Origin of the sequence: Acinetobacter sp. CWB-B33 (assembly GCF_039655955.1) — a bacterium.
Lineage (GTDB): Bacteria > Pseudomonadota > Gammaproteobacteria > Pseudomonadales > Moraxellaceae > Acinetobacter > Acinetobacter bouvetii.
This window is the reverse complement of sequence record NZ_JAGFEU010000001.1, coordinates 278,419-301,078: the sequence shown is the minus strand read 5'-3', so window position 1 is coordinate 301,078 and position 22,660 is coordinate 278,419. Positions and strand designations below refer to the sequence as shown.

Below are 22,660 nucleotides of genomic sequence, written 5' to 3'. Positions count from 1 at the left end.
TGCACTCAGCGGCTGCCGCCTTCTAGCTGGCTGACTGCATGGCCTGCCACATCATTATTGCATCAGACATCGCTTTCACATCGTGGGCCCGCACTATGCATGCCCCCTGCTGGATACTGAACATATGCGCTGCAACAGAGCCGACAGCACGGTTTTGCGCATCGGCCCCCTTCAGGGCCTCACCGATAAAGCGCTTGCGCGATAAAGCAGATAAGACCGGGTAGCCCAGTACATGCAGTTTATAAAACTCATTCAGCAGCTTTAAATTTTGCGATGCATTTTTGGCAAAGCCAAACCCTGGATCAATGATAATATTTTCAGACCGAACCCCTGCAGCCAAGGCATCGTCAACGCGCTGCTTGATCTCAGCAATGACATCCAATGTAACATCATCATACTGATCCAGATGATTCATGGTGGTCGGCTCACCGCGCATATGCATAATCATGACAGGAATATTCAGCAGCGCAGCTGTTTCTAAAGCCTGCGGGCGCGTCAGCGCACGCACATCATTCCAAATATGCGCACCGGCCTTGACTGCAGCCTGAATCACTGCCGGCTGTGATGTATCGATAGAAATGACCACATTCAGTTTTGCCAGCTCTTCCACTACAGGCACTACACGGCAAATTTCCTCTTCAACTGTCACCGGTGAAGCGCCTGGGCGGGTAGATTCACCGCCAACATCAATAACAGTTGCGCCATCGGCAATCATCTGTTTTGCATGCGCCACCGCCTGCGCTTTGCCGTTATGCTTCCCGCCATCACTGAATGAGTCTGGCGTAACATTTAAAATCCCCATGACATGCGGCACAGATAAATCCAATTCTAAATGGCCGCACTTTAAGATTTTATTGGGCAAAGGCATCAGCTGCATTGATATACTCCTCGTATTCTGTGGGCATTTTAGCAATTTTAATTCTGACCGGGCTGAAATCTTTTCAAGAACATTCATGCACTGCCGCCAAGGGGCTGCAAATACATGTCCCGCGGTGCTGCACTTACCCTATTCAGCTGTTATTTCAGCAATAAAAAAGCCCCAATTGCTTGGGGCTTTTTTATATCTCTTTTACAGTCTTGAATCAGCTTGCCGGCAAAGGCGGCGGCGTTGCCGGGCCATCAGTCGGCACAACATCAATCACTGGATTATCAGCCACGTATACTTTTGGCGGCTGCGGTTCACGGCCTTCCATAATGTCACGGATTTGCTCACGGTCGATGGTTTCCCATTCAAGCAAAGCTTTCACCATGGCATGCGCGATATCTTTGTTATTTTCCAAAATATCGCGGGCGACACGGTACTGTTCATCAATAATGCGGCGTACTTCAGCATCAACTTGCTGCTGTGTCGCTTCCGAAATCGTACGGGTGCCGATGCTGCCCATGAACGACTGCTGTGTATCTTCTTCGTAAACCATTACGCCCAGTTTTTCAGACATGCCGTATTTCGTTACCATTGCGCGCGCCATTTTAGTTGCACGTTCAAAGTCATTCGAAGCGCCAGTCGACATTTGATTAATGAAGACTTCCTCTGCAATACGGCCGCCAAACAAAATTGAAAGTTCGTTCAGCATTTTGTCTTTGTAATGACTGGTTTGGTCATGTTCTGGCAGCTGCCATGTCACACCCAAAGCCCAGCCGCGCGGCATAATCGTCACTTTATGGACAGGATCTGTACCCGGCAAAATCTCTGCAACAATTGCATGGCCGGCTTCATGATAGGCCGTCGCACGGCGTTCTTCTTCACGAAGCACCATTGATTTGCGTTCAGGCCCCATGTACAGCTTGTCTTTTGCATCTTCAAAGTCATGCATATCCACCGTATTTTTATTGCGGCGGGCAGCAAACAGCGCTGCTTCATTCACAAGGTTTGCCAGTTGCGCACCAGAGAATCCCGGTGTACCGCGTGCAAGCACTTTCACATCAACACCGGTAATAGACGGCAATTTCTTCAAATGAACATTTAAGATCTGCTCACGGCCTTTAATATCCGGCAAGCCCACCATCACTTGGCGGTCAAAACGGCCAGGACGAAGCAGGGCTTTATCCAGCACATCTGCACGGTTTGTCGCAGCGATGACAATAATGCCTTCATTGCCTTCAAAGCCATCCATTTCCACCAGCATCTGGTTCAGGGTCTGTTCACGCTCATCATGCCCGCCGCCTGTACCTGAACCGCGGTGACGGCCCACAGCATCAATTTCATCAATGAAAATAATACATGGCGCATGGCGTTTCGCCTGTTCGAACATATCACGGACACGTGATGCGCCGACACCGACAAACATTTCTACAAAGTCAGAACCGGAAATACTGAAGAATGGCACTTTCGCTTCGCCGGCAATCGCTTTTGCAAGCAATGTCTTACCCGTGCCCGGAGGGCCAACCATCAATACGCCTTTAGGAATTGTTGCGCCCAAACGCTTGAATTTTGCAGGGTCTTTTAAGAAATCAACGATTTCTACAACTTCTTGCTTCGCTTCATCACAGCCGGCAACATCTGTAAAAGTGACCTTAATTTGATCTTCAGACAGCATTTTCGCTTTAGATTTGCCGAAGCTCATTGGGCCATTCTTACCGCCTGCACCGCCGCCCATGTTGCGCATAAAGAACATGAACAGCAAAATGATTAGAAGCACAGGGAAGCTGGCAATGAGGAGCTGCATTAACAACCCTTGGCGCTGAGGCGCTGTGCCTTCAACAACAACGTTGTTTTTAATCAGGTTCGGCATCAGTTCCGGATCTTGAACCGCTGGACGAATACTTTCAAATTCAGAACCGTTCGACTTTTCGCCGCGGATTCTTTCGCCATCAATTGTGACTTGTTTAATTTGACCAGCATTCACCGCTGCCACGAACTCTGAATAGTTCATTGCTGTCGGCTGACTCCGGTCACTGACGTTGCTGAAAATGAGCACCAGCACACCCAGTATAATGAGCCACAATACGGCATTCTTAAAAAGATCGCTCAAAGCTTTATTCCCATATCAATCTAATTCGATCATGCCCAACCAAGGGGTTGACCCTAATATTTACGCTGCAGACCAGCTTTGCAATACGTTAAAAAGGTACAAAATGCACAATTTTTAACGTATTGGCAAGCAGACTTTACTTGAAACCCTTCTTACGCCCTTGCCCAATCAGAAATACTTCTTTAGATCGGGCACGCGACGCCGCCGGTTTTGCTGTCTTCAATACATCAAAATTATCAACGACTTGCTTGCGGAACTCATCAAAACCGGTTCCTTGGAAAACTTTTACGACAAATTGGCCTTTGGGGCCAAGCACTTTGGTCGCAAAATCCAGTGCAAGCTCGCACAAATAAATTTGGCGCGGTTGATCTACAGCCTTATTACCTGATGTATTGGGGGCCATATCAGAAATTACAACGTCTACCGTGCGTCCATTTAAAATATTTAACAATTTTTCGAACACTTCTTCTTCCCTGAAGTCACCTTGCAGGAAAGTCACATCTGGCAGCGCATCCATTTCCAGTATATCTGATGCAATCACCAAGCCCTTATCGCCAACCAGCTTGCCGGCAATCTGCGACCAGCTTCCAGGCGCAGCGCCCAAATCCACTACAGTCATGCCCGGTTTAATCAGTTTATATTTTTCTTGAATTTCAAGAAGCTTGTAAGCGGCGCGCGCGCGATAACCTTCCTTTTGCGCCTTCTTAACAAAAGGGTCATCTAAATGTTCCCGCATCCAGTCGCGGCTGCTCTTGGATAATTTTTGGTTGGTAATGCGCGTCGCCATAACTCTCTAAATAAAATAAACTTCTAATCCTTGATTGTACGTGAAAAACACCGTATTTGCAGTATACATGTGTATCTAAATCGAGGTTTCATGCCAGTTTTTTTCAATAATTTGCATCGATATTTTCAGAGAATTTAAAGCGTTTAACCTTTGCATTTGCTATACTAAGCCGTTTTTAAAATCAGGTTACATTTATGGCGGCTTTATCTATTCAAGAACGCAAGCGTTTGCGTCAAATCGGACATGCGCTTAACCCAGTTGTGATGGTGGGCGACAAAGGCTTAACTGAAAATGTAATTGAAGAATTGGCTCGAGCATTAAACGATCACGAACTTATTAAAGTAAAAGTAGTTGCTGAAGACCGCGAAGCGCGCGCTGCATTAACTGCTGAAATTGCTGCTGCGTCTGGTGCAGAAATTGTTCAGACTATTGGTAAAATTGTATTACTGTACAAAAAAGCAGCCAAACAAAATGCAAAATTATCCAATCTTGTTCGTCATGCTCATTTATCTAACTAACTGATAAAATGGCCAGTTATGATCTAAATGCATTTGACCGCCGTTTTGAAGCAATTTCACTCGTTGGCGCAATTGAGCAGCAAAGCCCATTTACATTAAATGTGGGCTTCTGGCTGCGTGACCCAAATCAGTTTGTGCAATGGCCTCAGCCTGCTGCATCTCACCCGCGTCAAGATTTTCTGTGGGAACAGACCTGTTTTGAAATTTTCATTGGCGTGCACAATGAAGATTTTTACCGTGAAATCAACCTCTCCCCTTCTCAGGCATGGCAGGCTTATCAGTTTGAAGAATACCGCTATCCTGAAGATATGCCGCCGAAAGCAGCTTATGATATTGAACTGAATCAGCTGAAACGCACTCATTATGGGATGAATGTCAGCATCGACCTCACCGAATTCATGCTGCTGCATAAACTGAAGTGGTCAGATATCTACATTGGCTTAAGCGCCGTGTTAAAAACGACTCAGGGCGATCACTTCTATGCCATGCAGCATAGCAGTCCAAATGCAGATTTTCATAACAAGCGTGACTGGCTGCATCAGTTCTAAACTGAATGCAGGCTGTAAGAAAGCAAAAGGCGATCCTTTTGCTTTTTTTATGCCCGACGTTTTATAGCTTCAGTCAATCTGAGTTAACCGCAGTTTTTCACACTATTTTCACGCTTTGCAGCTATCGCGATATAACCCAAACCACATTAACCATGCAAACAGCTCAATTTATTGAATTATTAATAGCAAAAAAGAGAGCAATACATCAACGTACTGCTCTCTTTTTATTGCGGAAAAAGCTGAAATTAAATTCAGTTTTCTAAATTTAAGCGCCAGCCTCTGACTTATCAGCTTCCGGCTTAGCGCTTGAAACTTTTTTCCATGCATCTAAGGTATGCTCTTTTGAACGCTTATAAGTTTCTGTCAACTGATCTTTATGTTTCAAAGAAATTTGACTCACGTCCTCTTTCAGCTCTTTACTTAACTTAGAAATATCTTCAATCACAGCGTTGAACTCAGTTTTCACAAAGTCCTTTAATTCAGTTAAGTCTTTTTGTGACGAGCCCAAATGCAATTTCAGCTGTTCAATTTTTTGCAGAACATCTTGTTTAAGCTGACGCAGCTGATCCTGCACACTCGCATTCAGCTGTTTTGCTTCCGCCTGAATGATTTCTTTGCTTTCAGCAACGGCCTCTGCAACTTGGCCAGTTGCATCTTTTGCTGCCTGTTCCAGCTGCTCTGCACCATCTGCTGCAATGGTTTTAAGCGTTTTTGCAGTTTCATTTTGTTTTTGTGATGCCGCCATGATCTTATACCTATAGTTATTGATTACTTTTTAATCTTAGCTCAATTTGATAAATTTTAATTTCTGATTTGTCAGACAATAATTAAATGCTTACATTTTTCGCAAGACTAAAAAACAAACTTTCAGCTGAAATGCAAGCCCTTTATCTTCGATATAAAGGATAAATAGAATGGACTTCACGGGGCTTTCTGCGTATAATGCCGTGTTAAGTTCAAGCGAGCAGACATAGGGAGGGTAGGTTTTATAATAGCCTTCCTTTTTTTTCGTCTTCTCGCTTTTTTACAGCCTAAATTTCAGGAGCTTTGGTTTGAGCACCCCAGCAATTTTAGCCCTTGCCGATGGTACTATTTTTAAAGGTACTTCAATTGGCGCATCGGGTAGTACGACTGGTGAAGTCGTTTTCAACACTGCCATGACTGGCTATCAAGAAATTTTGACTGACCCGAGTTATGCACAGCAGCTTGTAACACTAACTTACCCGCATATTGGTAATACAGGCTGCAATGATGAAGACGCTGAGTCAGGTCGAATTCATAAAGTATGGGCCAACGGATTGATCATTCGTGACCTGCCTTTATTGCATAGCAACTTCCGATCAACGCAATCTTTAGGCGAATACTTAGAAGAACATAACGTTGTCGCGATTGCAGATATTGATACGCGCAAATTAACGCGTATTTTGCGCGACAAAGGCGCGCAAAATGGCTGCATTCTTGCCGGCGAAAACATTACAGAAGAAGAAGCTTTAGCTAAAGCGCGTGCATTTGGCGGTCTTAATGGTTTAGACCTCGCTAAAGAATGCTGTGACCCTGAAGGTTTCGAATGGACTGAAGGTTCTTGGACTCTTGGAAAAGGTTTCTCCCAACCTGAACTTAAATTCCATGTAGTTGCATACGATTACGGTGTCAAAACCAACATCTTACGTATGCTCGCAGACCGCGGCTGCAAATTGACTGTCGTGCCTGCGCAAACTCCTGCTGCTGACGTACTTGCGTTAAATCCAGATGGCGTGTTCCTGTCAAACGGCCCTGGCGATCCAGCTGCATGTGACTATGCCATTGAAGCTGTAAAAACAATTGTAGAAACGACTGAAATTCCAGTATTCGGCATTTGCTTAGGTCACCAAATTCTTGCACTTGCATCTGGTGCAAAAACGGTAAAAATGCCGCACGGCCACCACGGCGCTAACCATCCTGTACAAAATCTTGAAGATGGTACTGTGATGATTACTTCTCAAAACCACGGCTTCGCAGTAGATACTGATTCGCTGCCGGCTAACTTGAAAGCTACGCACAAATCACTGTTCGATCAAACCTTACAAGGCATGCATCGTACAGACAAGCCAGCGTTCAGCTTCCAAGGCCATCCTGAAGCAAGCCCTGGTCCACATGACTGCGCACCACTGTTCGATCATTTCATCGAACTTATCGAAGCATCTAAGAAGTAATTAAGGAAGCATCATGGCTAAACGTACAGACATTAAAAGCATCTTAATTATTGGTGCTGGTCCGATTGTGATCGGTCAGGCATGTGAGTTTGACTACTCAGGTGCGCAAGCATGTAAAGCCCTTCGTGAAGAAGGCTACCGTGTTATTTTGGTCAACTCTAACCCAGCGACCATTATGACTGACCCTGCTATGGCAGACGCAACTTACATCGAGCCAATCACTTGGCAAACTGTAGCTGCAATCATTGAGAAAGAACGCCCAGACGCAGTTCTTCCGACAATGGGTGGTCAAACTGCATTGAACTGTGCGCTTGCACTTGATGCAAACGGTATTTTAGAAAAATACAATGTTGAATTGATTGGCGCGACCAAAGAAGCGATCGAAAAAGCGGAAGACCGTAAACTTTTTGATATTGCAATGCGTAAAATCGGTTTGGAATGCCCTCGCGCTGATGTTGCAGAAGACATGGAACATGCACTTGAAATTCAAGCGCGTTTCGGTTTCCCTGTCATTATCCGTCCATCATTCACGATGGGCGGTTCAGGCGGCGGTATTGCATACAACCGTGAAGAATTCATTGAAATCTGTGAACGCGGTTTCGACCTTTCTCCGACGAAACAATTATTGATTGATGAATCATTGATTGGCTGGAAAGAGTACGAAATGGAAGTTGTTCGTGACAAAAACGACAACTGTATCATTGTATGTACCATTGAAAACTTTGACCCAATGGGCGTGCACACAGGTGACTCAATCACTGTTGCTCCTGCGCAAACATTGACGGATAAAGAATTCCAGTTACTTCGTAACGCATCTTTAGCAGTGCTTCGTGAAATTGGTGTAGAAACTGGCGGTTCTAACGTTCAGTTCGGTATTAACCCGAAAGACGGCCGTATGGTTGTGATCGAGATGAACCCACGTGTTTCTCGTTCATCTGCACTTGCGTCTAAAGCAACTGGTTTCCCAATTGCGAAAATCGCTGCGAAATTGGCTGTAGGATACACCCTTGATGAGTTGAAAAACGACATCACTGGCGGTACGACGCCTGCATCTTTCGAACCTGCAATTGACTACGTTGTAACGAAGATTCCTCGTTTTAACTTCGAGAAATTCCCTCAAGCTGACGCAACTTTGACTACACAGATGAAATCTGTAGGTGAAGTGATGGCGATTGGCCGTAACTTCCAAGAGTCTGTTTCTAAAGCGCTTCGCGGTCTTGAAGTTGGCGCATGCGGTTTTGATGAAAAAATCGCTGTGGGTACTGAAGGCGCACGCGAAAAAATTCTTGTTGAATTGAAAGTTCCAGGTCCTGAGCGTATTTGGTACGTGGGCGATGCATTCCGTCACGGTTTCACATTAGACGAAGTATTTGCTGCGACAAACATCGACCGTTGGTTCTTGATTCAAATCGAAGACATCATCAAAACTGAAAACCAAATCAAAACTTTAGGTTTTGGTGATTTGAATGCGGACAACATCCGTTCATTCAAACGTAAAGGTTTATCAGATCTTCGCATTGCGGACTTGATGGGCATTTCACAAAAACAATTCCGTAAACACCGTTGGAACTTGGGCGTAACTCCAGTTTACAAACGTGTGGATACATGTGCTGCAGAGTTTGAATCCGACACAGCTTACATGTACTCAACTTACGATGAAGAATGTGAAGCGAACCCATCTAACCGTGACAAAATCATGGTGATCGGCGGCGGTCCTAACCGTATTGGTCAAGGTATCGAATTCGATTACTGCTGTGTACACGCTGCTCTTGCAATGCGTGATGACGGCTATGAAACCATCATGGTGAACTGTAACCCTGAAACCGTTTCTACAGATTACGACACATCAGACCGTTTGTACTTCGAACCAATCACTTTGGAAGATGTACTTGAAATCGTGCGTATCGAGAAGCCTAAAGGCATTATCGTTCAGTACGGCGGTCAAACTCCGCTTAAATTGGCTCGCGCTTTAGAAGAAGCTGGTGCGCCAATTATCGGTACATCTCCAGACGCGATTGACCGTGCAGAAGACCGTGAACGTTTCCAACAAATGATTCAACGTCTGCAGCTTCGTCAACCAAACAACAGCATTGTAAAATCTGCTGAAGAAGGCATGGCTGAAGCGTCTAAAGTGGGTTATCCGCTAGTTGTACGTCCATCATATGTACTTGGTGGCCGTGCGATGGAAATCGTGTATAACGATGATGAATTGAAACGCTACTTGCGTGATGCGGTTCAGGCTTCAAATGATGCCCCAGTACTGCTTGACCATTTCTTAGATGATGCGATTGAAGTTGACGTAGACTGCGTTTCTGACGGTAAAGACGTTGTGATTGGCGGAATCATGCAGCACATCGAACAAGCAGGTATTCACTCAGGTGACTCAGCATGTTCTATTCCTCCTTACTCTTTATCTAAAGAAGTTCAGGACGAAATGCGCCGTCAAACCATCGCGATGGCAAAAGAGCTTGGCGTAATTGGTTTGATGAACGTACAGTTTGCAGTTAAAGGCACTGACGTATACATCTTAGAACTGAACCCGCGTGCATCACGTACAGTCCCGTTCGTTTCTAAATGTATCGGCGAATCTTTAGCGAAAGTTGCTGCGCGCTGTATGGCGGGTCAATCTCTTGAATCTCAAGGATTCACCAAAGAGATCATCCCAACTCACTTCTCTGTTAAAGAAGCGGTGTTCCCATTCAACAAGTTCCCGGGTGTTGACCCAATTCTTGGCCCTGAGATGAAATCTACAGGCGAAGTGATGGGTGTGGGTAAAACATTTGGTGAAGCATTCTATAAAGCTGTTTTAGGTGCGAATGAACGTTTACCTGGTCTTCCAACGGAAGGCGAAGTGAAGCATGCATTCATCTCTGTTCGCGACTCTGATAAGCCACGCGCAGCAGGCATTGCGAAACAACTTGCTGGTTTTGGCTTCAAGATTCTTGCAACTGGCGGCACGTATGACGTGATTAAAGAAGCAGGTATTGAATGTGAACGTGTGAATAAAGTTACAGAAGGCCGTCCTAATATCGTGGACCGCTTGAAAAATGGCGAAATTCACCTCATTATCAATACGACTGAAGGCAAACAAGCTCAGCAGGATTCATTCTCAATCCGCCGCTCTGCGCTTCAAGGTAAGGTGTATCATACAACTACTTTGAATGGCGCTGACGCTGTATGCCAAGCTTTAGCAATCAAATTGCCGATGGATGTATACCGCCTGCAAGACCTGACTAAAGGTTAATTAAGTTACTGATAAGACCCGTCACCTTATCGGTGGCGGGCTTTTTTATTTTATAAACCTGTATTTTTTACATACCCATTTATGAGGGACAACAATGCAACGTTATCCTATGACTCCCGAAGGCAAAATTGCCTTAGAGAAAGAATTACAGCAACTTAAAAGTGTTGACCGTCCACGCATTATTGCAGCCATTGCTGAAGCGCGTGAACATGGGGATTTGAAAGAAAACGCGGAATACCACGCTGCCCGCGAACAGCAAGGTTTCTGTGAAGGCCGTATTCAAGATATCGAAGGCAAACTCGGCGCGTGCCAGGTGGTTGATGTGAAAGTCCTTGAACAAAATGGCCGTGTGGTTTTTGGTGTAACCGTGACCATTGAAAACTTAGACACTGAAGAACAAAAAACCTACAAGATTGTCGGCGATGATGAAGCAGACTTTAAGATCAACAAGATCTCTGTGAACTCTCCTATTGCCCGCGGCCTGCTGAGTAAAAATGAAGGCGACGAAGCAAAAATCGTCACTCCGCAAGGTGAAGTGGAATACGAAATTGTGAAAGTTGAATATCTTTAAAATTTAAAGATTCAATATTGAAACCCCTCAACTGAGGGGTTTTTTATGGCCTAAAGCCGCCAATTGCAAAGCTGCGCATCAAATACCAGTGATATTGATAACAAACATTTATGTGTCAAAAGCGATAAATCATTGACCAGATCATTCAATTCACATTGGTCTAAACCATCATTGTGTATTCAGCACTTTTAATTTAATTTTCCCATATAAAATAATTGAGCCGAATAATGAAAAAAGAAAGTGCCAGTCAAACTGCGCAAGCTGCAGCCGCTATTCGCGCCTATGACAACCTCTCCAATCAGCCGCCAATATTTCATGATGCCTATGCATTGATGATGACCAGTCCCGCATGGCGATTGCTTCTCTCAAATAAAGCACTATTGCGCGTATTTAAAACGCAAATGTTTCGTCGCACTTTTGGGTTGCTTGTTGCTCAAGTTGCAGCCCGTTCACTTTATAATGAAGACTGGCTATTCGAAGCTCTTGATCGGGGTGTAAAACAGTATGTCATCATTGGAGCTGGTCTAGATTCTTTTGCTTTACGTGCTGCAGCCCACTATCCAGAGTTAAAAATTTACGAACTTGACCACCCAGATACTCAAGCATTGAAAATTAAAACGTTAAGCCAACTTGGAAAAATTCCAGAGAATGTCGAATTTGTCCCCATTAACTTTGAACTTGAAAAACTAAGCGATGCTCTTCGGCACAGCAGCTATGATGCCAATGAAATTGCATATTTTTCTTGGCTAGGCACGACTCATTATCTAAAGCCAGAAACCACATTAAGCACACTGCGGGATCTTACCGCATTTGCAGCGTCTGAAAGTGAAGTTGTATTCGACTATTCGATCCCTTATCAAAATTTAAAAGGGATTGAACGACCTGCTGCCATGATGCTTAGTCAAGTAACGCATTTATTCAATGAGCCAATCATTGGTTTTTTTGATACAGAACATTTGCATAATTCGCTGTGGAATATAGGATATGTAATCGTAGAAGATATGTCAGGTAAAGATATTACAGAACGCTATTTGGCATGGCGTAAGAATGGAATGCATCATACAGATGCAACGCATTTACTCCGTTTGCAGATTGCTTAGACTTTTGCACACAGTCATATAAAATAGCGCTGCACATCTTTACCCTTTATAAATTGTATGACTGAAAAATTGATTAATTCTCCTGTGAACCATTGGTGCGAATTTGAGTTCATTTCTAAAACAGTGAAAAACCCAAACATTCATATTAAGGGCAATTACTCATATTACTCTGCCTATTGGGATCAGGGCTTTGAACGCTGTGTCGTGCGCTATTTGCACGATAAGCCCGCAACAGCAGAGAAACCGATTGATCAGCTGCATATCGGCAATTTCGTCTGTTTTGGCGCTGAGTGCGTGATTATGATGGGTGGCAACCAATTGCACCGTACTGACTGGATTTCGGCTTTTCCATTTGATACACGCAGTTTTGTGCCTGCTGGCGATACAATCATTGGCGATGGCTGCTGGATTGGCTCACGCGCGATGATTATGCAAGGTGTAACGCTTGGTGAAGGTGCTGTGGTCGCTACAGGCGCGGTGGTGACAAAAGATGTGCCGCCTTATGCGGTTGTGGGCGGCGTGCCTGCCAAAATTATTAAGTACCGCTTTCCTGAAGATGATATAAAAAAACTGCTTTTACTTAAGCTGTATGACTTAGATGAGAAGCAGTTTTTAAAAATGCGGGAACAGTTGCAGACGAATAATGTTAACTCTCTGCTTGAGTTTCTGAAATAAAATCAGATTCAATATAATTTTTCCAACTATCGACAAACTCGTCTGATTTAATCAACTTAGTCACGGAATAATTTGAATATAGTCTTAAGAGAGCTCCTTCCTTTTCCTGTTGTTGCCCAGAAGTTGTATAGATTTTTATAGTGTTTTCTAACTGATCTGCCAGTTCTAAGAGTCCAAAGCTAGTTAACTCATACTTTTGCTTTAAACTATTTATTAAATTTCTTGCTAGATAACTTTCATCATCCCGTTGAAGAATATCATTATTTATATATTCTAATAATCTCTTTAGAACTCTTCTAAAATACTGCACTGTAACTTGGAAATCACTATCAAATATTATTGCTATTACAATCATATCCTTATTTAAATTATTTGTTCTTAATAGGGCATATTGATTTACTTTTTTAATAAGCTCTCGCGAATTGTAATTTTTATATAATTGCAATGCCAATACCCAAAAATAAAAAGTACTAAAATGTTCTTTATTTTCAATTTCACCTATTCTAAAAAGTTGCTCTTTTAAGAGCATTTCATAATTATTTAAAGCATCCAACTGAGGAAATTTAATTGTGAAATCAATAAACTTTTCAAAGTAATCGCCATTCGTTTCAGCAGTATAGCCATATAAAGTGTGTACAGACTGTATAAGCTGAGACTTATTCATAACCAAAACAAAAACAATTTTTGGGATATCAAAAAAATGCTTAATCCTTTCAATCAAACGAATTGCAAAATCCGGACGGCAACGGTCAAGTTCATCAATAATAAAAACCAAAGGTTTATCTAATTTTTTTGCTAATTCAGCAAGACCTTTCTTAAAATCCCGAATAGTTTGTTTCTCAACTGCATGATTCTCTATTTTCTTTTCAATTTGCTCCTTAACTTTTGTTGCTATTTCCTCACTTGCTGTGTCATATAATTCTTTTCCTTCTTTATAAACCTCCTGAAAAACTTCTCCTACACCACCCATACCAATCCAATGCATACCTGCTTTAGCAGCAATCATTGGTATTACTGCAGCCAACGATATCAATACCGAAGCTGTTTTAGCATTAAAATCCTTAATTTCAGTATCATTAATTTCTTCTGATTCTCTAAAAGTCTGACTTATTTCCGCAGCAATAGTTAAAAAAGGATCATCTAAATAATCATTTGCAAATGCATCCAAATAAATCACATTATGCTGAGTATCATCTAAATGCTTTGCCCAATGCCGTACAAACCATGTTTTGCCCTCACCCCAGCGTGCATCCAAAGCAAGAACAGCTCCGCAATTTAAACGATCAACATAATTTGTGAGTTGTTCACCTAAACGGCGGCGATCCCAAAGATCACCCTCCCAAGCAGTTTCAATATTTTCAAAATTATCTTTTTGCCACTTCAATTGATCTGTTGTCATTTATATATGATTCTTATCAAGTCTAATTGCTCATCAGTATACTGATATTTATAGTTTTATCATTTTAAACTGCAATTTTTGCCTCTTATGACATAGCTATAAACCTTGCCAAGCCCTATAAATAAAGCCCATCAAAACAAAAAATAATAGGACACAGAATGCCCCTCAACATCCGTAAAACAGGAATCCTTGCTTTAGCCTTACTTGCAGCTATTGTCGCTACACTCTGCGACGCCAACCATGTCTTTACTCAAACGCTTAGTTACCCCAATCCCCTATTTTTTCAACAAGCTTGGTGGGTCTTTCCAGCCTTTTTTATTGCCTTCTTATTTATGGCAATCAATTACCTCCATGTTAGCCGCATACTCAGTCAAAAACTGGATATCAAGCTAAGTACCGCGCATGGAAGCTGGCGCAGCCTATCTGAAGATTTAACTGCATTTGCCTGTGCATACCTGCTCAGCGGTTTTGGCAATTTTCACCCTGCTTTATTGTGCTTTATTTTTTATCTTACTTTTATTATTCGGCTAAGTTTCACTTACGAGCGCGCCTGGCTGTGCATACTGGCAATATTATTGGCCATAGGCGGCATGTTTTTTGAAGGGCTTTTGGCAGAATTTGGACTGGTCAAATACCGCCATACGGATATTTTCAATGTGCCTTATTGGTTAGGCGGCGTATACATGCACGGCGCATTTGCCTTACGCTCTGGCATGCGCGCACTGGTATATAAATCGGCTTAATTTTTACCAATGAACCGGCGATTGCAAACAAGACCTTCAAAATTTTAGGCAAAAAAAGACCACGTTTTGGAACGTGGTCTATAAAAATGGTGGCTATGACGGGACTTGAACCTGTGACCCCCGCATTATGAGTGCGGTGCTCTAACCAACTGAGCTACATAGCCTTAAACTGTGCGCGCATTATGTGGTTTTATCCAAAGTACGTCAAGTACTTAATGCGCTTAATTGATCAAAATTTGGTGAAGTGAGCCGATAAGCCGGGTTCTGTCGTGAACGATCATTCCTCTAGGCGCACAATCACTCGTACGCTCAAGCGACCTACCCGGATCCAGCACGGGCCGTGCCTCAGGATCCCTATTTGGTCTTGCTTCTGGTGGGGTTTACCTTGCCGTGAACTGTTACCAGACACGCGGTGCGCTCTTACCGCACCCTTTCACCCTTACCTCCGAATCCGATTGCTCGAAAACATGATGGAGGCGGTCTACTCTCTGCTGCACTTGCCGTCGGCTTTCGCCGCCCAGGCGTTACCTGGCACCCTGCCCTATGAAGCCCGGACTTTCCTCCCCTGCTTCAATCACGGAGATTTCCACAGCAGCGATCGTCTGGCTCACTTCGAGCGGGATGATAGCAAATAAACAAACTAATTGCTTGATGTTTTTTGATCAGTCAGCTTTTCATACTTCAGCTGCAGCTCTTCCTGCGTCTCTGCATGATTGGGATCAAGCGGGATGCAGTCGACAGGGCAAAATAATTGACACTGCGGCTTATCATGATGCCCGACGCACTCTGTACATAAATCAGGGTTGATCTCATAAATGACCTCCCCCATAAAAATTGCCTCATTGGGGCATACAGGTTCGCAGACATCACAATTGATGCATTCATCGGTGATATATAAAGACACGCTACCAGCCTTGTTGTAGTTTGCGCTCAAAGGCAGCTTCGACATTTGCAGGAACAAACTTCGTCACATCGCCTTTTAAGCGGGCAATTTCACGCACTAATGTGGATGAAATAAAGGAATACTGTTCTGACGGCGTCAGAAATACCGCTTCAAATTTAGAATCGAGCTGGCGGTTCATATTCGCCAATTGAAACTCATATTCAAAATCAGATACGGCGCGCAATCCGCGCAATACTGCGGTTGCATTCTGCTCATGAAAGAAATTCACCAGCAGGCCGTCAAAGCCTACAAATTCAACATTGTCTAAATGGCTTAATGATTCTTTTGCTAATTCTACACGCTCTTCCAAACTGAATAATGGATTTTTATGATGACCAATAGCAATTGCGACCACCACTTCATCAAACATGCGTGATGCGCGTGTAACTAAATCAATATGGCCATTGGTAATTGGATCGAATGTGCCCGGATAAATTACGCGAGTTTGAGACATCCATTTGTACTCAGTTTGTTTTGTAGAAACTTATTTTAGCAAAATCTTGTTTTTGGGTGAAGAAACTCCATCAATTTAAACAGTCCATAAGCATATAAGTTCGGGTACAATAGCCTTAACTTTGGAAGTTTCTGATTATGTCGAAAGTAACTGTTGTTAAAAAAAATAACGGCGGAACGATTGCGCAGAACAAACGCGCCCGCCACGATTATTTTATTGAAGAGAAATTTGAAGCTGGACTTTCCTTGCAAGGCTGGGAAGTTAAGTCGCTTCGTGCTGGCCGTATGACCCTTAGCGAAAGCTATATCACCTTTAAAAATGGCGAAGCGTATTTGTTTGGCGCTCAAATTCAGCCCTTGCTGAGCGCATCTACGCACATTGTGCCTGAAGCCCGCCGTACACGTAAACTATTGCTCAGTAAGCGTGAAATAGAAAAGCTAATGGGTTCCGTCGATCAAAAAGGCTACTCCTGTGTTCCGCTCGCCTGTTACTGGAAAGGCCGTTTAGCGAAACTGGAAATTGCTTTGGTGAAAGGCAAGCAGCTGCATGACAAACGCGCTACTGAAAAAGACCGCGACTGGCAGCGTGATAAAGCCCGCATTATGCATAAATAAACCGCGCATCATAAAAACCTCCAGCTGGAGGTTTTTTATTGATCAATAATGAATGAGTTTTTCAGTTCAGCATGATTTTTTAGTGACAGCTGTCCCAGCATATTGTTTAAAATTGCCCATAAAGAAAAAAACCAAAAGAAAATTAAATTCTTTTGGCTTTTTAAATACTTATGGCTGAACATTTAAACAATTAAAAAAACAAATTATTTAAATTTATTCAATGTCAGGGCTAAATATTCACCAAACCAGATGGCAGTGTTCAAATCACCTGTGGGCGGTGTCACCTCAACTGGCGCATTATCTGACTGAGTCATTAAGCCCAGAAAGCTCGACATGCGGTTCAGGTCTTGCGCACTGCGCCCCGTGGGCATCATCGGCAAACCAGACCACAGCATGCCATGCTGCATGGCAAATAAATTAATCTGCTGCAAAACGGCCAATTTGTCGCCGCTTAAACCGCCGCCATTGGTAAAACCGGCCGCCAATTTGCCTTGCCAAGTCCGCGCCAGCCAGCGTTTAGAAGACTGTTCCATAAACTGCTTCAAGCCCGATGTAATGCTGCCCATATACGTCGGACAGCCAAATACAATGGCATCGGCCTGGTCCAAAGCCTCCCAATCTATCTGTTCAATATTCATGCTATGCACTGCAATGCCGGCCTGTTCCGCACCCTGAGCAATGCAGGAAGCGACTTTTGCTGTATGGCCGTAAGGGCTGTGATAAACAATAGCGATAGATTTTGCGGATAAAGGCATAGTAATTAAAAGTCTACAGATTCAATCAAGTTTAGCATTTTCATGCCATAAACACGAACGTTGCCATGCGGCCCGTTTGAGATTCCCGGCGGTAAGAAAAAAAATCCTCCGGCTGCTGATAAGAGCACTGATCGCCGCCCAGCACGGTATTCACCCCATGCAAAGCTAAAATATACCGCGAAATCGCATACAGATCTGCATAGAACTTTCCTTCTTTCAGGCCTGCTTTGAATGCGCTGTCCAGCTCAGGATATTTAGCGCAAAATGCCTGTTTCACTTCAGCGCCAATTTCAAAATTGTCTTGGCAAATAGCCGCCCCGAGCCACGCCCATGCCGGCGGATTTTTCATCTCGCCAATCGTAGCTTCGATGATGCCGCCAGCCAAACCGCGCCAGCCCGCATGCAGATTGGCCACCTCAGTGCCTTCAGCATTGCCCAGCACCACAGGCAAACAGTCTGCTGTCATCATCATTAAGGCATGGCCTGCAGTTTGCGTCACCAAACCATCTCCTTCCAGCGCATCAAAAGGCATTTCTTCATTGATGGTGCGGCAGATGGTGCTGTGTGTTTGAGTCATCCAGGTGATTTTACGCACGCCATGAACAGAAAACTCTTCCAGCAGCGCCATGCGGTGCCGCTGCACACGCTGCGGATCATCATTGACATGCAAGGCCAAATTAAAGCCTGCCAATTCAGGCATTTCTGACGGCAGCACCTTTTCATGATGCACTCGGGTCTGACCTGCATACACACCTTTCGGCAGCCCTTGAACAAATTGCATGTCTTCATCCTTTTCATTTTAGACTGAACGCATTCAGTCCTTGCCTTAATACGCTTTGTTTTCAGTACGCAAAACATCAACCAAGTGGCTGAAGTCTTCAGGCCACGGCGCTTCAAACATCATATCTTCGCCTGTGCGCGGGTGCACCAGCCCCAGTTTAGCCGCATGCAAAGCCTGACGCTTAAAGCCGCGCAGCGTATCTGCCAGCAGTTCCGATGCGCCTGCAGGCACGCGTACACGGTTCATATATACAGAATCGCCGATCAGGCCATGACCAATATAGCTGAAATGCACACGGATCTGATGGGTGCGGCCCGTTTCCAAACGCGCTTGGATACGGGTGAAATGCTGAAAGCGCTCTTTCACATTATAGTGCGTGACCGCTTCTTTCCCGCCCGGCAAAATGGCCATTTTAATGCGGTCTACCGGATGACGCTTAATCGGCTCATCAATGGTGCCGCCAGCAATAATGGCGCCATAAGCCACCAGATCATAAATCCGGTAAACCGATTTCTTCGCCAATTGCTTGCTGAGCGAGAACTGCGCTTCCAGATTTTTTGCAACAACCAGCAAGCCTGATGTATCTTTATCAATACGGTGCACTAAGCCCGCACGGGTCAATTCCACAGATTTAGGATAATGATGCAGCAAGGCATTCACCAGCGTTCCTGTCGAATTGCCGGCGCCCGGATGCACCACCATGCCCACAGGCTTATTAATGACGATAATGTCATCATCTTCATAGACAATGTCTAAAGGAATGTCTTCAGGCAGGCTGCGGGTTTGCGCTTCCAGCTCAACGTCAAGCGTGAGCAGTTCATCACCCTCAGATTTATACTTTGGCTTGACGCTGTTACCATTCACTAACAAATGGCCTTCTTTCAGCCACTGTTTCAGTTTTTCGCGTGAAAAATCAGGCCAAACGGTTGCTGCGACTTGGTCGATACGCTGTCCAAAAAAGCTGTCATCCAATTGAAATTGCAACGATAAACGTGTTGCAGTTGAGTCTGAAGTATGGTTATCTGCATCCTCAGAATCTTCAAGCAAATTGAAGTCGGTTTCAGGGATATTGGAATTAGAAGATTGTGCTTGAGTCATTTGATCATTCAGGCAAAAGTGGTTTAATAGTGCAATTGTAGCTCATTGCCAGTATTAACAGAGGAATTTTTATGTCGCTGCCACATTATAAAAAGACAATGCTTGCTCTAACGATTGGTATTGCAGCCGCAATGTCAGGCTGCAGCAGCAATCCAAAAAAAGATGTGGTCGATACTGGTCCGCAATCCAGCGAACAGGTTTATATTGAAAAAGCTAAAAAAGCGCTTGATCGTCATCAATATACAGATGCGGCAAAACATCTTGAAGCTCTAGAAACGTATTACCCAACTGGCAGCTATGCAGCGCAGGCGCAGCTGGAATTGCTTTACGTTAAATTTCAGCAAAAAGACTATGAAGCCGCTATCACTTTGGCAGAACGTTTTATCCGCTTGAATCCGCAGCATCCAAATGTAGATTATGCGTATTATGTCCGCGGTGTTGCCAATATGGAACAAAACTATGACGGCCTGCTGCGCTATACGTCATTAAAGCAGTCACACCGTGATGTGAGCTATTTAAAAGTGGCTTATCAGAATTTTGTAGATTTTATCCGCCGTTACCCGTCCAGCACCTATGCGGTAGACGCAGCGCAGCGCATGAAGTTTATTGGCCAGGAATTGGCTGAAAGCGAAATGAACGCCGCCCGCTTCAACATTAAGCGTAAAGCCTACCTTGCGGCTGTGGAGCGTTCATTATGGGTCATTGAACACTATCCGCAAACACCGCAAATTCCAGAAGCTTTGGCGACAGCCGCTTACGGTTATGACAAACTCGGCGATAAAGCGACGTCCCAGCAGTATATTGATATCTTGAAAATGAATTATCCTGAACTGGTGAAATCTGACGGCACGGTCAACATGCGCGCCGCCCGCAGTGAAGGCAGTTTCTGGAACCGCACGACTTTAGGCGTCTTTGGCAAAGAAGGCCGCACCCATTCTGAACAGGATGCAGTGAAAAACACAGACAGCGGAGAAAAGCGTAGCTTAACCAACCGCTTATCTTTTGGCTTGCTGGACCGCCCTAAAGCGGAAGCGGCTGAGATTCAACAGCCTGTTGAATCCGATGCAGCGCAGCCAGCCGAATAAATCCGGTATTTAGGATGATTTTTCATAAAGGGCAAGTTATCATATTTGCCCTTTATCATTTCAGGCTGACGCAGATCACCGCTTGATCCGAATGCTCAAAAAGGATACAAATGACTGATCGGCATGTCCGCCAGCTGCTGGCTTGCACTTAAATGCGATCAGCAAAAAATTGACTCTTTCTATTTTCCGCAGACTTTGAAGACATATTGATATAACAGCATGGCGATTCCTCAGCACACCATTGATCAAATTTTAGACCGCACCGATATTGTCGATGTGATCGGTCAATTTGTGAAATTAAAAAAGACTGGGCGTACCTATTCAGGCTGCTGCCCGTTTCATCAGGAAAAATCGCCATCTTTTCACGTATACCGTGACAAGCAGTATTTCCACTGCTTCGGCTGTCAGGCCAATGGCAATGCCATCCGTTTTTTAATGGATATCGGCAGCCGAAATTTCATTGAAGTCATGAAGGACCTTTCGAGTCAAACCGGCATTGAACTGCCAAAAGACAATTTTGACTCCAATAAATTAAAATACAAACGGGAAGCGCAAAAACCGAAAGCGCCTGCGGAATCAGCCCAGCCCAGCTCAATGCAGGCAAAAACTGCGCCTGCAGCCGGTGAACAGCAGCCCGCATTTGAGCATGATCCATTTGCAGAATTTCAGCCTCAGGATGACGCCTTTTACGGCAATGATCCTTTTGCGGCCTTTGATCAGCCTGCAGCCTTTGAACAGGCCCAGCCGGATGGCAATCTATACGACTTGCTGGAAAATATTGCGCAATTTTACGCGCATCAACTGCCGCACAGCAAAACAGCGCAGCAGTATTTTAAACAACGCGGACTGTCTGCGGAAACCATTGCGTATTGGCGCTTAGGCTATGCGCCAGAAGACTGGCAGCATTTAGAAAAAGCTTTTCCGCAGGATATTGAAGGCTTAAAACTGCTGGGCCTGATCCGCACCAGTGACAGCGGCCGTGATTTTGACTTGCTGCGCGACCGGGTCATTTTCCCGATCCGCGACCCGAAAGGCCGGGTGGTCGGCTTTGGCGGCCGGGCGCTGAATGACGAAATCAAACCCAAATACATCAACTCGCCAGATTCTGAAGTTTTCCATAAAAACCAGCTGCTGTATGGCTTATATGAAGGCCGCAAGCAAAAAGCCCAAGACTGGCTGATGGTGGAAGGCTATATGGATGTGATTGCCCTGCAGCAGTATGGCATTGCAGGCGCAGTTGCAACTTTGGGCACAGCCAGCAATACTGAACATCTGAATATTCTATTCAAGCAAAATAACCGCATCACCATTGCCTTTGACGGTGACGCTGCCGGGCAAAAAGCCGCCCGCCGCACTTTAGAAATTGCTCTGCCGCTGCTGAACGACGGCCGTGAGCTGAAATTCTTTGTGCTGCCGAATGATCACGATCCAGATTCCTTAATTCGCCGTGAAGGCATTGAAAACTTTAGACGGCTTTTAGACACTGCTCCGTTGCTTTCTGAATTTATCTTTGCGCATTTAACTCAAAATTTTGATGTCACCAAACCTGAAGGCAAAAGCCAAGTGATGGGTGAACTCAAACAGCTGACAGAGTTGCTGCCAAAAACGGGGTCGTACCGTTATCTGCTGCAGCAGTATTTCCGTGAAAAACTCGGCTTCAGCCGTAAATGGCAGCCGCAGGTCAATAACGATGCCTCACTCAGTTTCAGCACCAAAATTGATGCCGAAGAATATGTCATAGCGATTTTAATCAATCATCCCTATCTGTACATTCATTTTGAGCCGCTGCGCGCGCTGATTTCATCCGACTTATTGCTGTTTAATATTCTGAATATTTTCAATACTATTTTTGATGATTTGCCGGATGATCCTGAACTGTCCCGCTATTATGTTTTAGGCGCATGTTCGGCGTATCACCATGAATTGCAGCATATTTTGGAAAATGCCAATATCAGCGATTATACGTCGTCTCCTGAACAGGCAGACAAATTGGCCGCAGATTTTTCGATCAAACTGCAATACGAATGCCTGCAGCAAAAGATCAAATCGAAGAAGTTTTCCAGCCTTGCTGAAATGCGCAATCTGAAACAGAAAATTTATGAGATCAGCAAAAAAAGGTCGCTGACGCTCTTAGATGAATAAGCTCAGACGGAAGCCAATACAAGCCGTCTAAGTGATACT

21 protein-coding genes, 1 tRNA gene and 1 other RNA gene are annotated in these 22,660 nt (G+C 44.4%); 11 read left to right on the top strand and 12 right to left on the bottom strand.

All coding sequences use genetic code 11. The annotated features are described in order from the left end of the window. Positions 1-22: 22 nt before the first annotated feature. The 3 genes from folP to rlmE all read right to left on the bottom strand — a co-directional run bounded on the left by folP (position 23) and on the right by rlmE (position 3,759). On the bottom strand, positions 23-877 hold the full coding sequence (gene folP, locus JZ784_RS01490) for a dihydropteroate synthase (protein ID WP_346313541.1): 855 nt from the start codon (positions 875-877) through the stop codon (positions 23-25). A gap of 205 nt (positions 878-1,082) precedes the next feature. Further along, positions 1,083-2,972, bottom strand: coding sequence for an ATP-dependent zinc metalloprotease FtsH (ftsH, locus tag JZ784_RS01485; RefSeq protein ID WP_005011399.1), 1,890 nt, complete (start codon positions 2,970-2,972; stop codon positions 1,083-1,085). Between the two features lie 136 nt (positions 2,973-3,108). Next, positions 3,109-3,759: a 23S rRNA (uridine(2552)-2'-O)-methyltransferase RlmE gene (gene rlmE / locus JZ784_RS01480; protein ID WP_005011401.1), complete on the bottom strand. Its 651-nt coding sequence runs from the start codon at positions 3,757-3,759 to the stop codon at positions 3,109-3,111. A gap of 194 nt (positions 3,760-3,953) precedes the next feature. Between rlmE and yhbY the strand changes: the two genes are divergently transcribed. Beyond that, on the top strand, positions 3,954-4,277 hold the full coding sequence (gene yhbY / locus JZ784_RS01475) for a ribosome assembly RNA-binding protein YhbY (RefSeq protein ID WP_005011404.1): 324 nt from the start codon (positions 3,954-3,956) through the stop codon (positions 4,275-4,277). A gap of 8 nt (positions 4,278-4,285) precedes the next feature. Next, entirely contained in the window at positions 4,286-4,825 is a 540-nt protein-coding gene (locus JZ784_RS01470) for a DOMON-like domain-containing protein (protein WP_130146398.1), read from the top strand. Positions 4,826-5,090: 265 nt separating this feature from the next. Here JZ784_RS01470 and JZ784_RS01465 read toward each other — a convergent pair whose 3' ends face one another. Beyond that, complete coding sequence (locus tag JZ784_RS01465) at positions 5,091-5,570, bottom strand: hypothetical protein (protein ID WP_265464888.1); 480 nt, start codon at positions 5,568-5,570, stop codon at positions 5,091-5,093. A 307-nt stretch (positions 5,571-5,877) separates the two neighbouring features. On the opposite strand from JZ784_RS01465, the gene carA reads away from it, so the two are divergent. The 5 genes from carA to JZ784_RS01440 all read left to right on the top strand — a co-directional run bounded on the left by carA (position 5,878) and on the right by JZ784_RS01440 (position 12,607). Next, complete coding sequence (gene carA, locus JZ784_RS01460) at positions 5,878-7,017, top strand: glutamine-hydrolyzing carbamoyl-phosphate synthase small subunit (protein ID WP_265464889.1); 1,140 nt, start codon at positions 5,878-5,880, stop codon at positions 7,015-7,017. Positions 7,018-7,030: 13 nt separating this feature from the next. After that, positions 7,031-10,261, top strand: a complete 3,231-nt coding sequence (gene carB, locus JZ784_RS01455; protein ID WP_346313540.1) for a carbamoyl-phosphate synthase large subunit — start codon at positions 7,031-7,033, stop codon at positions 10,259-10,261. 94 nt (positions 10,262-10,355) lie between these two features. After that, a complete protein-coding gene (greA, locus tag JZ784_RS01450; RefSeq protein WP_130146406.1) occupies positions 10,356-10,832 on the top strand; it encodes a transcription elongation factor GreA in 477 nt (158 codons plus the stop codon). Between the two features lie 227 nt (positions 10,833-11,059). Beyond that, positions 11,060-11,932, top strand: a complete 873-nt coding sequence (locus JZ784_RS01445; RefSeq protein ID WP_346313539.1) for a class I SAM-dependent methyltransferase — start codon at positions 11,060-11,062, stop codon at positions 11,930-11,932. A gap of 57 nt (positions 11,933-11,989) precedes the next feature. Further along, a complete protein-coding gene (locus JZ784_RS01440; protein WP_346313538.1) occupies positions 11,990-12,607 on the top strand; it encodes a CatB-related O-acetyltransferase in 618 nt (205 codons plus the stop codon). On the opposite strand, the gene JZ784_RS01435 is transcribed toward JZ784_RS01440, so the two are convergent. Beyond that, positions 12,579-14,006, bottom strand: a complete 1,428-nt coding sequence (locus JZ784_RS01435) for a P-loop NTPase fold protein (protein ID WP_346313537.1) — start codon at positions 14,004-14,006, stop codon at positions 12,579-12,581. The two genes, JZ784_RS01440 and JZ784_RS01435, sit on opposite strands and share 29 nt — an antisense overlap. Positions 14,007-14,164: 158 nt before the next feature. Between JZ784_RS01435 and JZ784_RS01430 the strand changes: the two genes are divergently transcribed. Next, on the top strand, positions 14,165-14,749 hold the full coding sequence (locus JZ784_RS01430) for a hypothetical protein (RefSeq protein ID WP_346313536.1): 585 nt from the start codon (positions 14,165-14,167) through the stop codon (positions 14,747-14,749). An 87-nt stretch (positions 14,750-14,836) separates the two neighbouring features. Here the strand turns inward: JZ784_RS01430 and JZ784_RS01425 are convergent. From JZ784_RS01425 to coaD, 4 genes are all read right to left on the bottom strand, one after another. After that, positions 14,837-14,913: transfer RNA gene (locus JZ784_RS01425), tRNA-Met, on the bottom strand. 73 nt (positions 14,914-14,986) lie between these two features. Then, positions 14,987-15,363, bottom strand: an RNA gene (rnpB, locus tag JZ784_RS01420) — RNase P RNA component class A. 26 nt (positions 15,364-15,389) lie between these two features. Beyond that, positions 15,390-15,653: a YfhL family 4Fe-4S dicluster ferredoxin gene (locus tag JZ784_RS01415; RefSeq protein ID WP_026253457.1), complete on the bottom strand. Its 264-nt coding sequence runs from the start codon at positions 15,651-15,653 to the stop codon at positions 15,390-15,392. Between the two features lies 1 nt (position 15,654). Further along, positions 15,655-16,146 (bottom strand): pantetheine-phosphate adenylyltransferase, encoded by a 492-nt coding sequence (gene coaD / locus JZ784_RS01410; RefSeq protein WP_005011435.1) that lies wholly within the window; start codon positions 16,144-16,146, stop codon positions 15,655-15,657. Between the two features lie 137 nt (positions 16,147-16,283). Between coaD and smpB the strand changes: the two genes are divergently transcribed. After that, positions 16,284-16,760, top strand: coding sequence for an SsrA-binding protein SmpB (gene smpB, locus JZ784_RS01405; RefSeq protein ID WP_005011442.1), 477 nt, complete (start codon positions 16,284-16,286; stop codon positions 16,758-16,760). A 203-nt stretch (positions 16,761-16,963) separates the two neighbouring features. Here smpB and JZ784_RS01400 read toward each other — a convergent pair whose 3' ends face one another. Genes JZ784_RS01400 through rluD form a run of 3 tightly spaced genes read right to left on the bottom strand, consistent with a single transcriptional unit; the run spans position 16,964 to position 19,394 of the window. Beyond that, positions 16,964-17,515, bottom strand: a complete 552-nt coding sequence (locus tag JZ784_RS01400) for a flavodoxin family protein (protein WP_346313535.1) — start codon at positions 17,513-17,515, stop codon at positions 16,964-16,966. Positions 17,516-17,555: 40 nt separating this feature from the next. After that, positions 17,556-18,296, bottom strand: a complete 741-nt coding sequence (pgeF, locus tag JZ784_RS01395) for a peptidoglycan editing factor PgeF (protein ID WP_346313534.1) — start codon at positions 18,294-18,296, stop codon at positions 17,556-17,558. Positions 18,297-18,341: 45 nt separating this feature from the next. Next, entirely contained in the window at positions 18,342-19,394 is a 1,053-nt protein-coding gene (rluD, locus tag JZ784_RS01390; protein ID WP_005011445.1) for a 23S rRNA pseudouridine(1911/1915/1917) synthase RluD, read from the bottom strand. A gap of 71 nt (positions 19,395-19,465) precedes the next feature. On the opposite strand from rluD, the gene JZ784_RS01385 reads away from it, so the two are divergent. Both JZ784_RS01385 and JZ784_RS01380 read left to right on the top strand, forming a co-directional pair. Then, positions 19,466-20,479, top strand: coding sequence for an outer membrane protein assembly factor BamD (locus JZ784_RS01385; protein WP_346313533.1), 1,014 nt, complete (start codon positions 19,466-19,468; stop codon positions 20,477-20,479). A 219-nt stretch (positions 20,480-20,698) separates the two neighbouring features. Continuing rightward, positions 20,699-22,621: a CHC2 zinc finger domain-containing protein gene (locus JZ784_RS01380; protein ID WP_346313532.1), complete on the top strand. Its 1,923-nt coding sequence runs from the start codon at positions 20,699-20,701 to the stop codon at positions 22,619-22,621. The last annotated feature ends 39 nt before the right edge of the window (positions 22,622-22,660 follow it).

Coding starts and splice junctions, on each gene's coding strand:
- carB (WP_346313540.1), top strand. CDS start 7,031: ATGGCTAAACGTACAGACATTAAAAGCATCTTAATTATTGGTGCTGGT.
- JZ784_RS01470 (WP_130146398.1), top strand. CDS start 4,286: ATGGCCAGTTATGATCTAAATGCATTTGACCGCCGTTTTGAAGCAATT.
- JZ784_RS01400 (WP_346313535.1), bottom strand. CDS start 17,515: ATGCCTTTATCCGCAAAATCTATCGCTATTGTTTATCACAGCCCTTAC.
- pgeF (WP_346313534.1), bottom strand. CDS start 18,296: ATGCAATTTGTTCAAGGGCTGCCGAAAGGTGTGTATGCAGGTCAGACC.
- smpB (WP_005011442.1), top strand. CDS start 16,284: ATGTCGAAAGTAACTGTTGTTAAAAAAAATAACGGCGGAACGATTGCG.
- JZ784_RS01445 (WP_346313539.1), top strand. CDS start 11,060: ATGAAAAAAGAAAGTGCCAGTCAAACTGCGCAAGCTGCAGCCGCTATT.
- JZ784_RS01435 (WP_346313537.1), bottom strand. CDS start 14,006: ATGACAACAGATCAATTGAAGTGGCAAAAAGATAATTTTGAAAATATT.
- JZ784_RS01385 (WP_346313533.1), top strand. CDS start 19,466: ATGTCGCTGCCACATTATAAAAAGACAATGCTTGCTCTAACGATTGGT.
- folP (WP_346313541.1), bottom strand. CDS start 877: ATGCAGCTGATGCCTTTGCCCAATAAAATCTTAAAGTGCGGCCATTTA.
- JZ784_RS01465 (WP_265464888.1), bottom strand. CDS start 5,570: ATGGCGGCATCACAAAAACAAAATGAAACTGCAAAAACGCTTAAAACC.
- JZ784_RS01430 (WP_346313536.1), top strand. CDS start 14,165: ATGCCCCTCAACATCCGTAAAACAGGAATCCTTGCTTTAGCCTTACTT.
- greA (WP_130146406.1), top strand. CDS start 10,356: ATGCAACGTTATCCTATGACTCCCGAAGGCAAAATTGCCTTAGAGAAA.
- JZ784_RS01380 (WP_346313532.1), top strand. CDS start 20,699: ATGGCGATTCCTCAGCACACCATTGATCAAATTTTAGACCGCACCGAT.
- JZ784_RS01440 (WP_346313538.1), top strand. CDS start 11,990: ATGACTGAAAAATTGATTAATTCTCCTGTGAACCATTGGTGCGAATTT.
- rlmE (WP_005011401.1), bottom strand. CDS start 3,759: ATGGCGACGCGCATTACCAACCAAAAATTATCCAAGAGCAGCCGCGAC.
- rluD (WP_005011445.1), bottom strand. CDS start 19,394: ATGACTCAAGCACAATCTTCTAATTCCAATATCCCTGAAACCGACTTC.
- yhbY (WP_005011404.1), top strand. CDS start 3,954: ATGGCGGCTTTATCTATTCAAGAACGCAAGCGTTTGCGTCAAATCGGA.
- coaD (WP_005011435.1), bottom strand. CDS start 16,146: ATGTCTCAAACTCGCGTAATTTATCCGGGCACATTCGATCCAATTACC.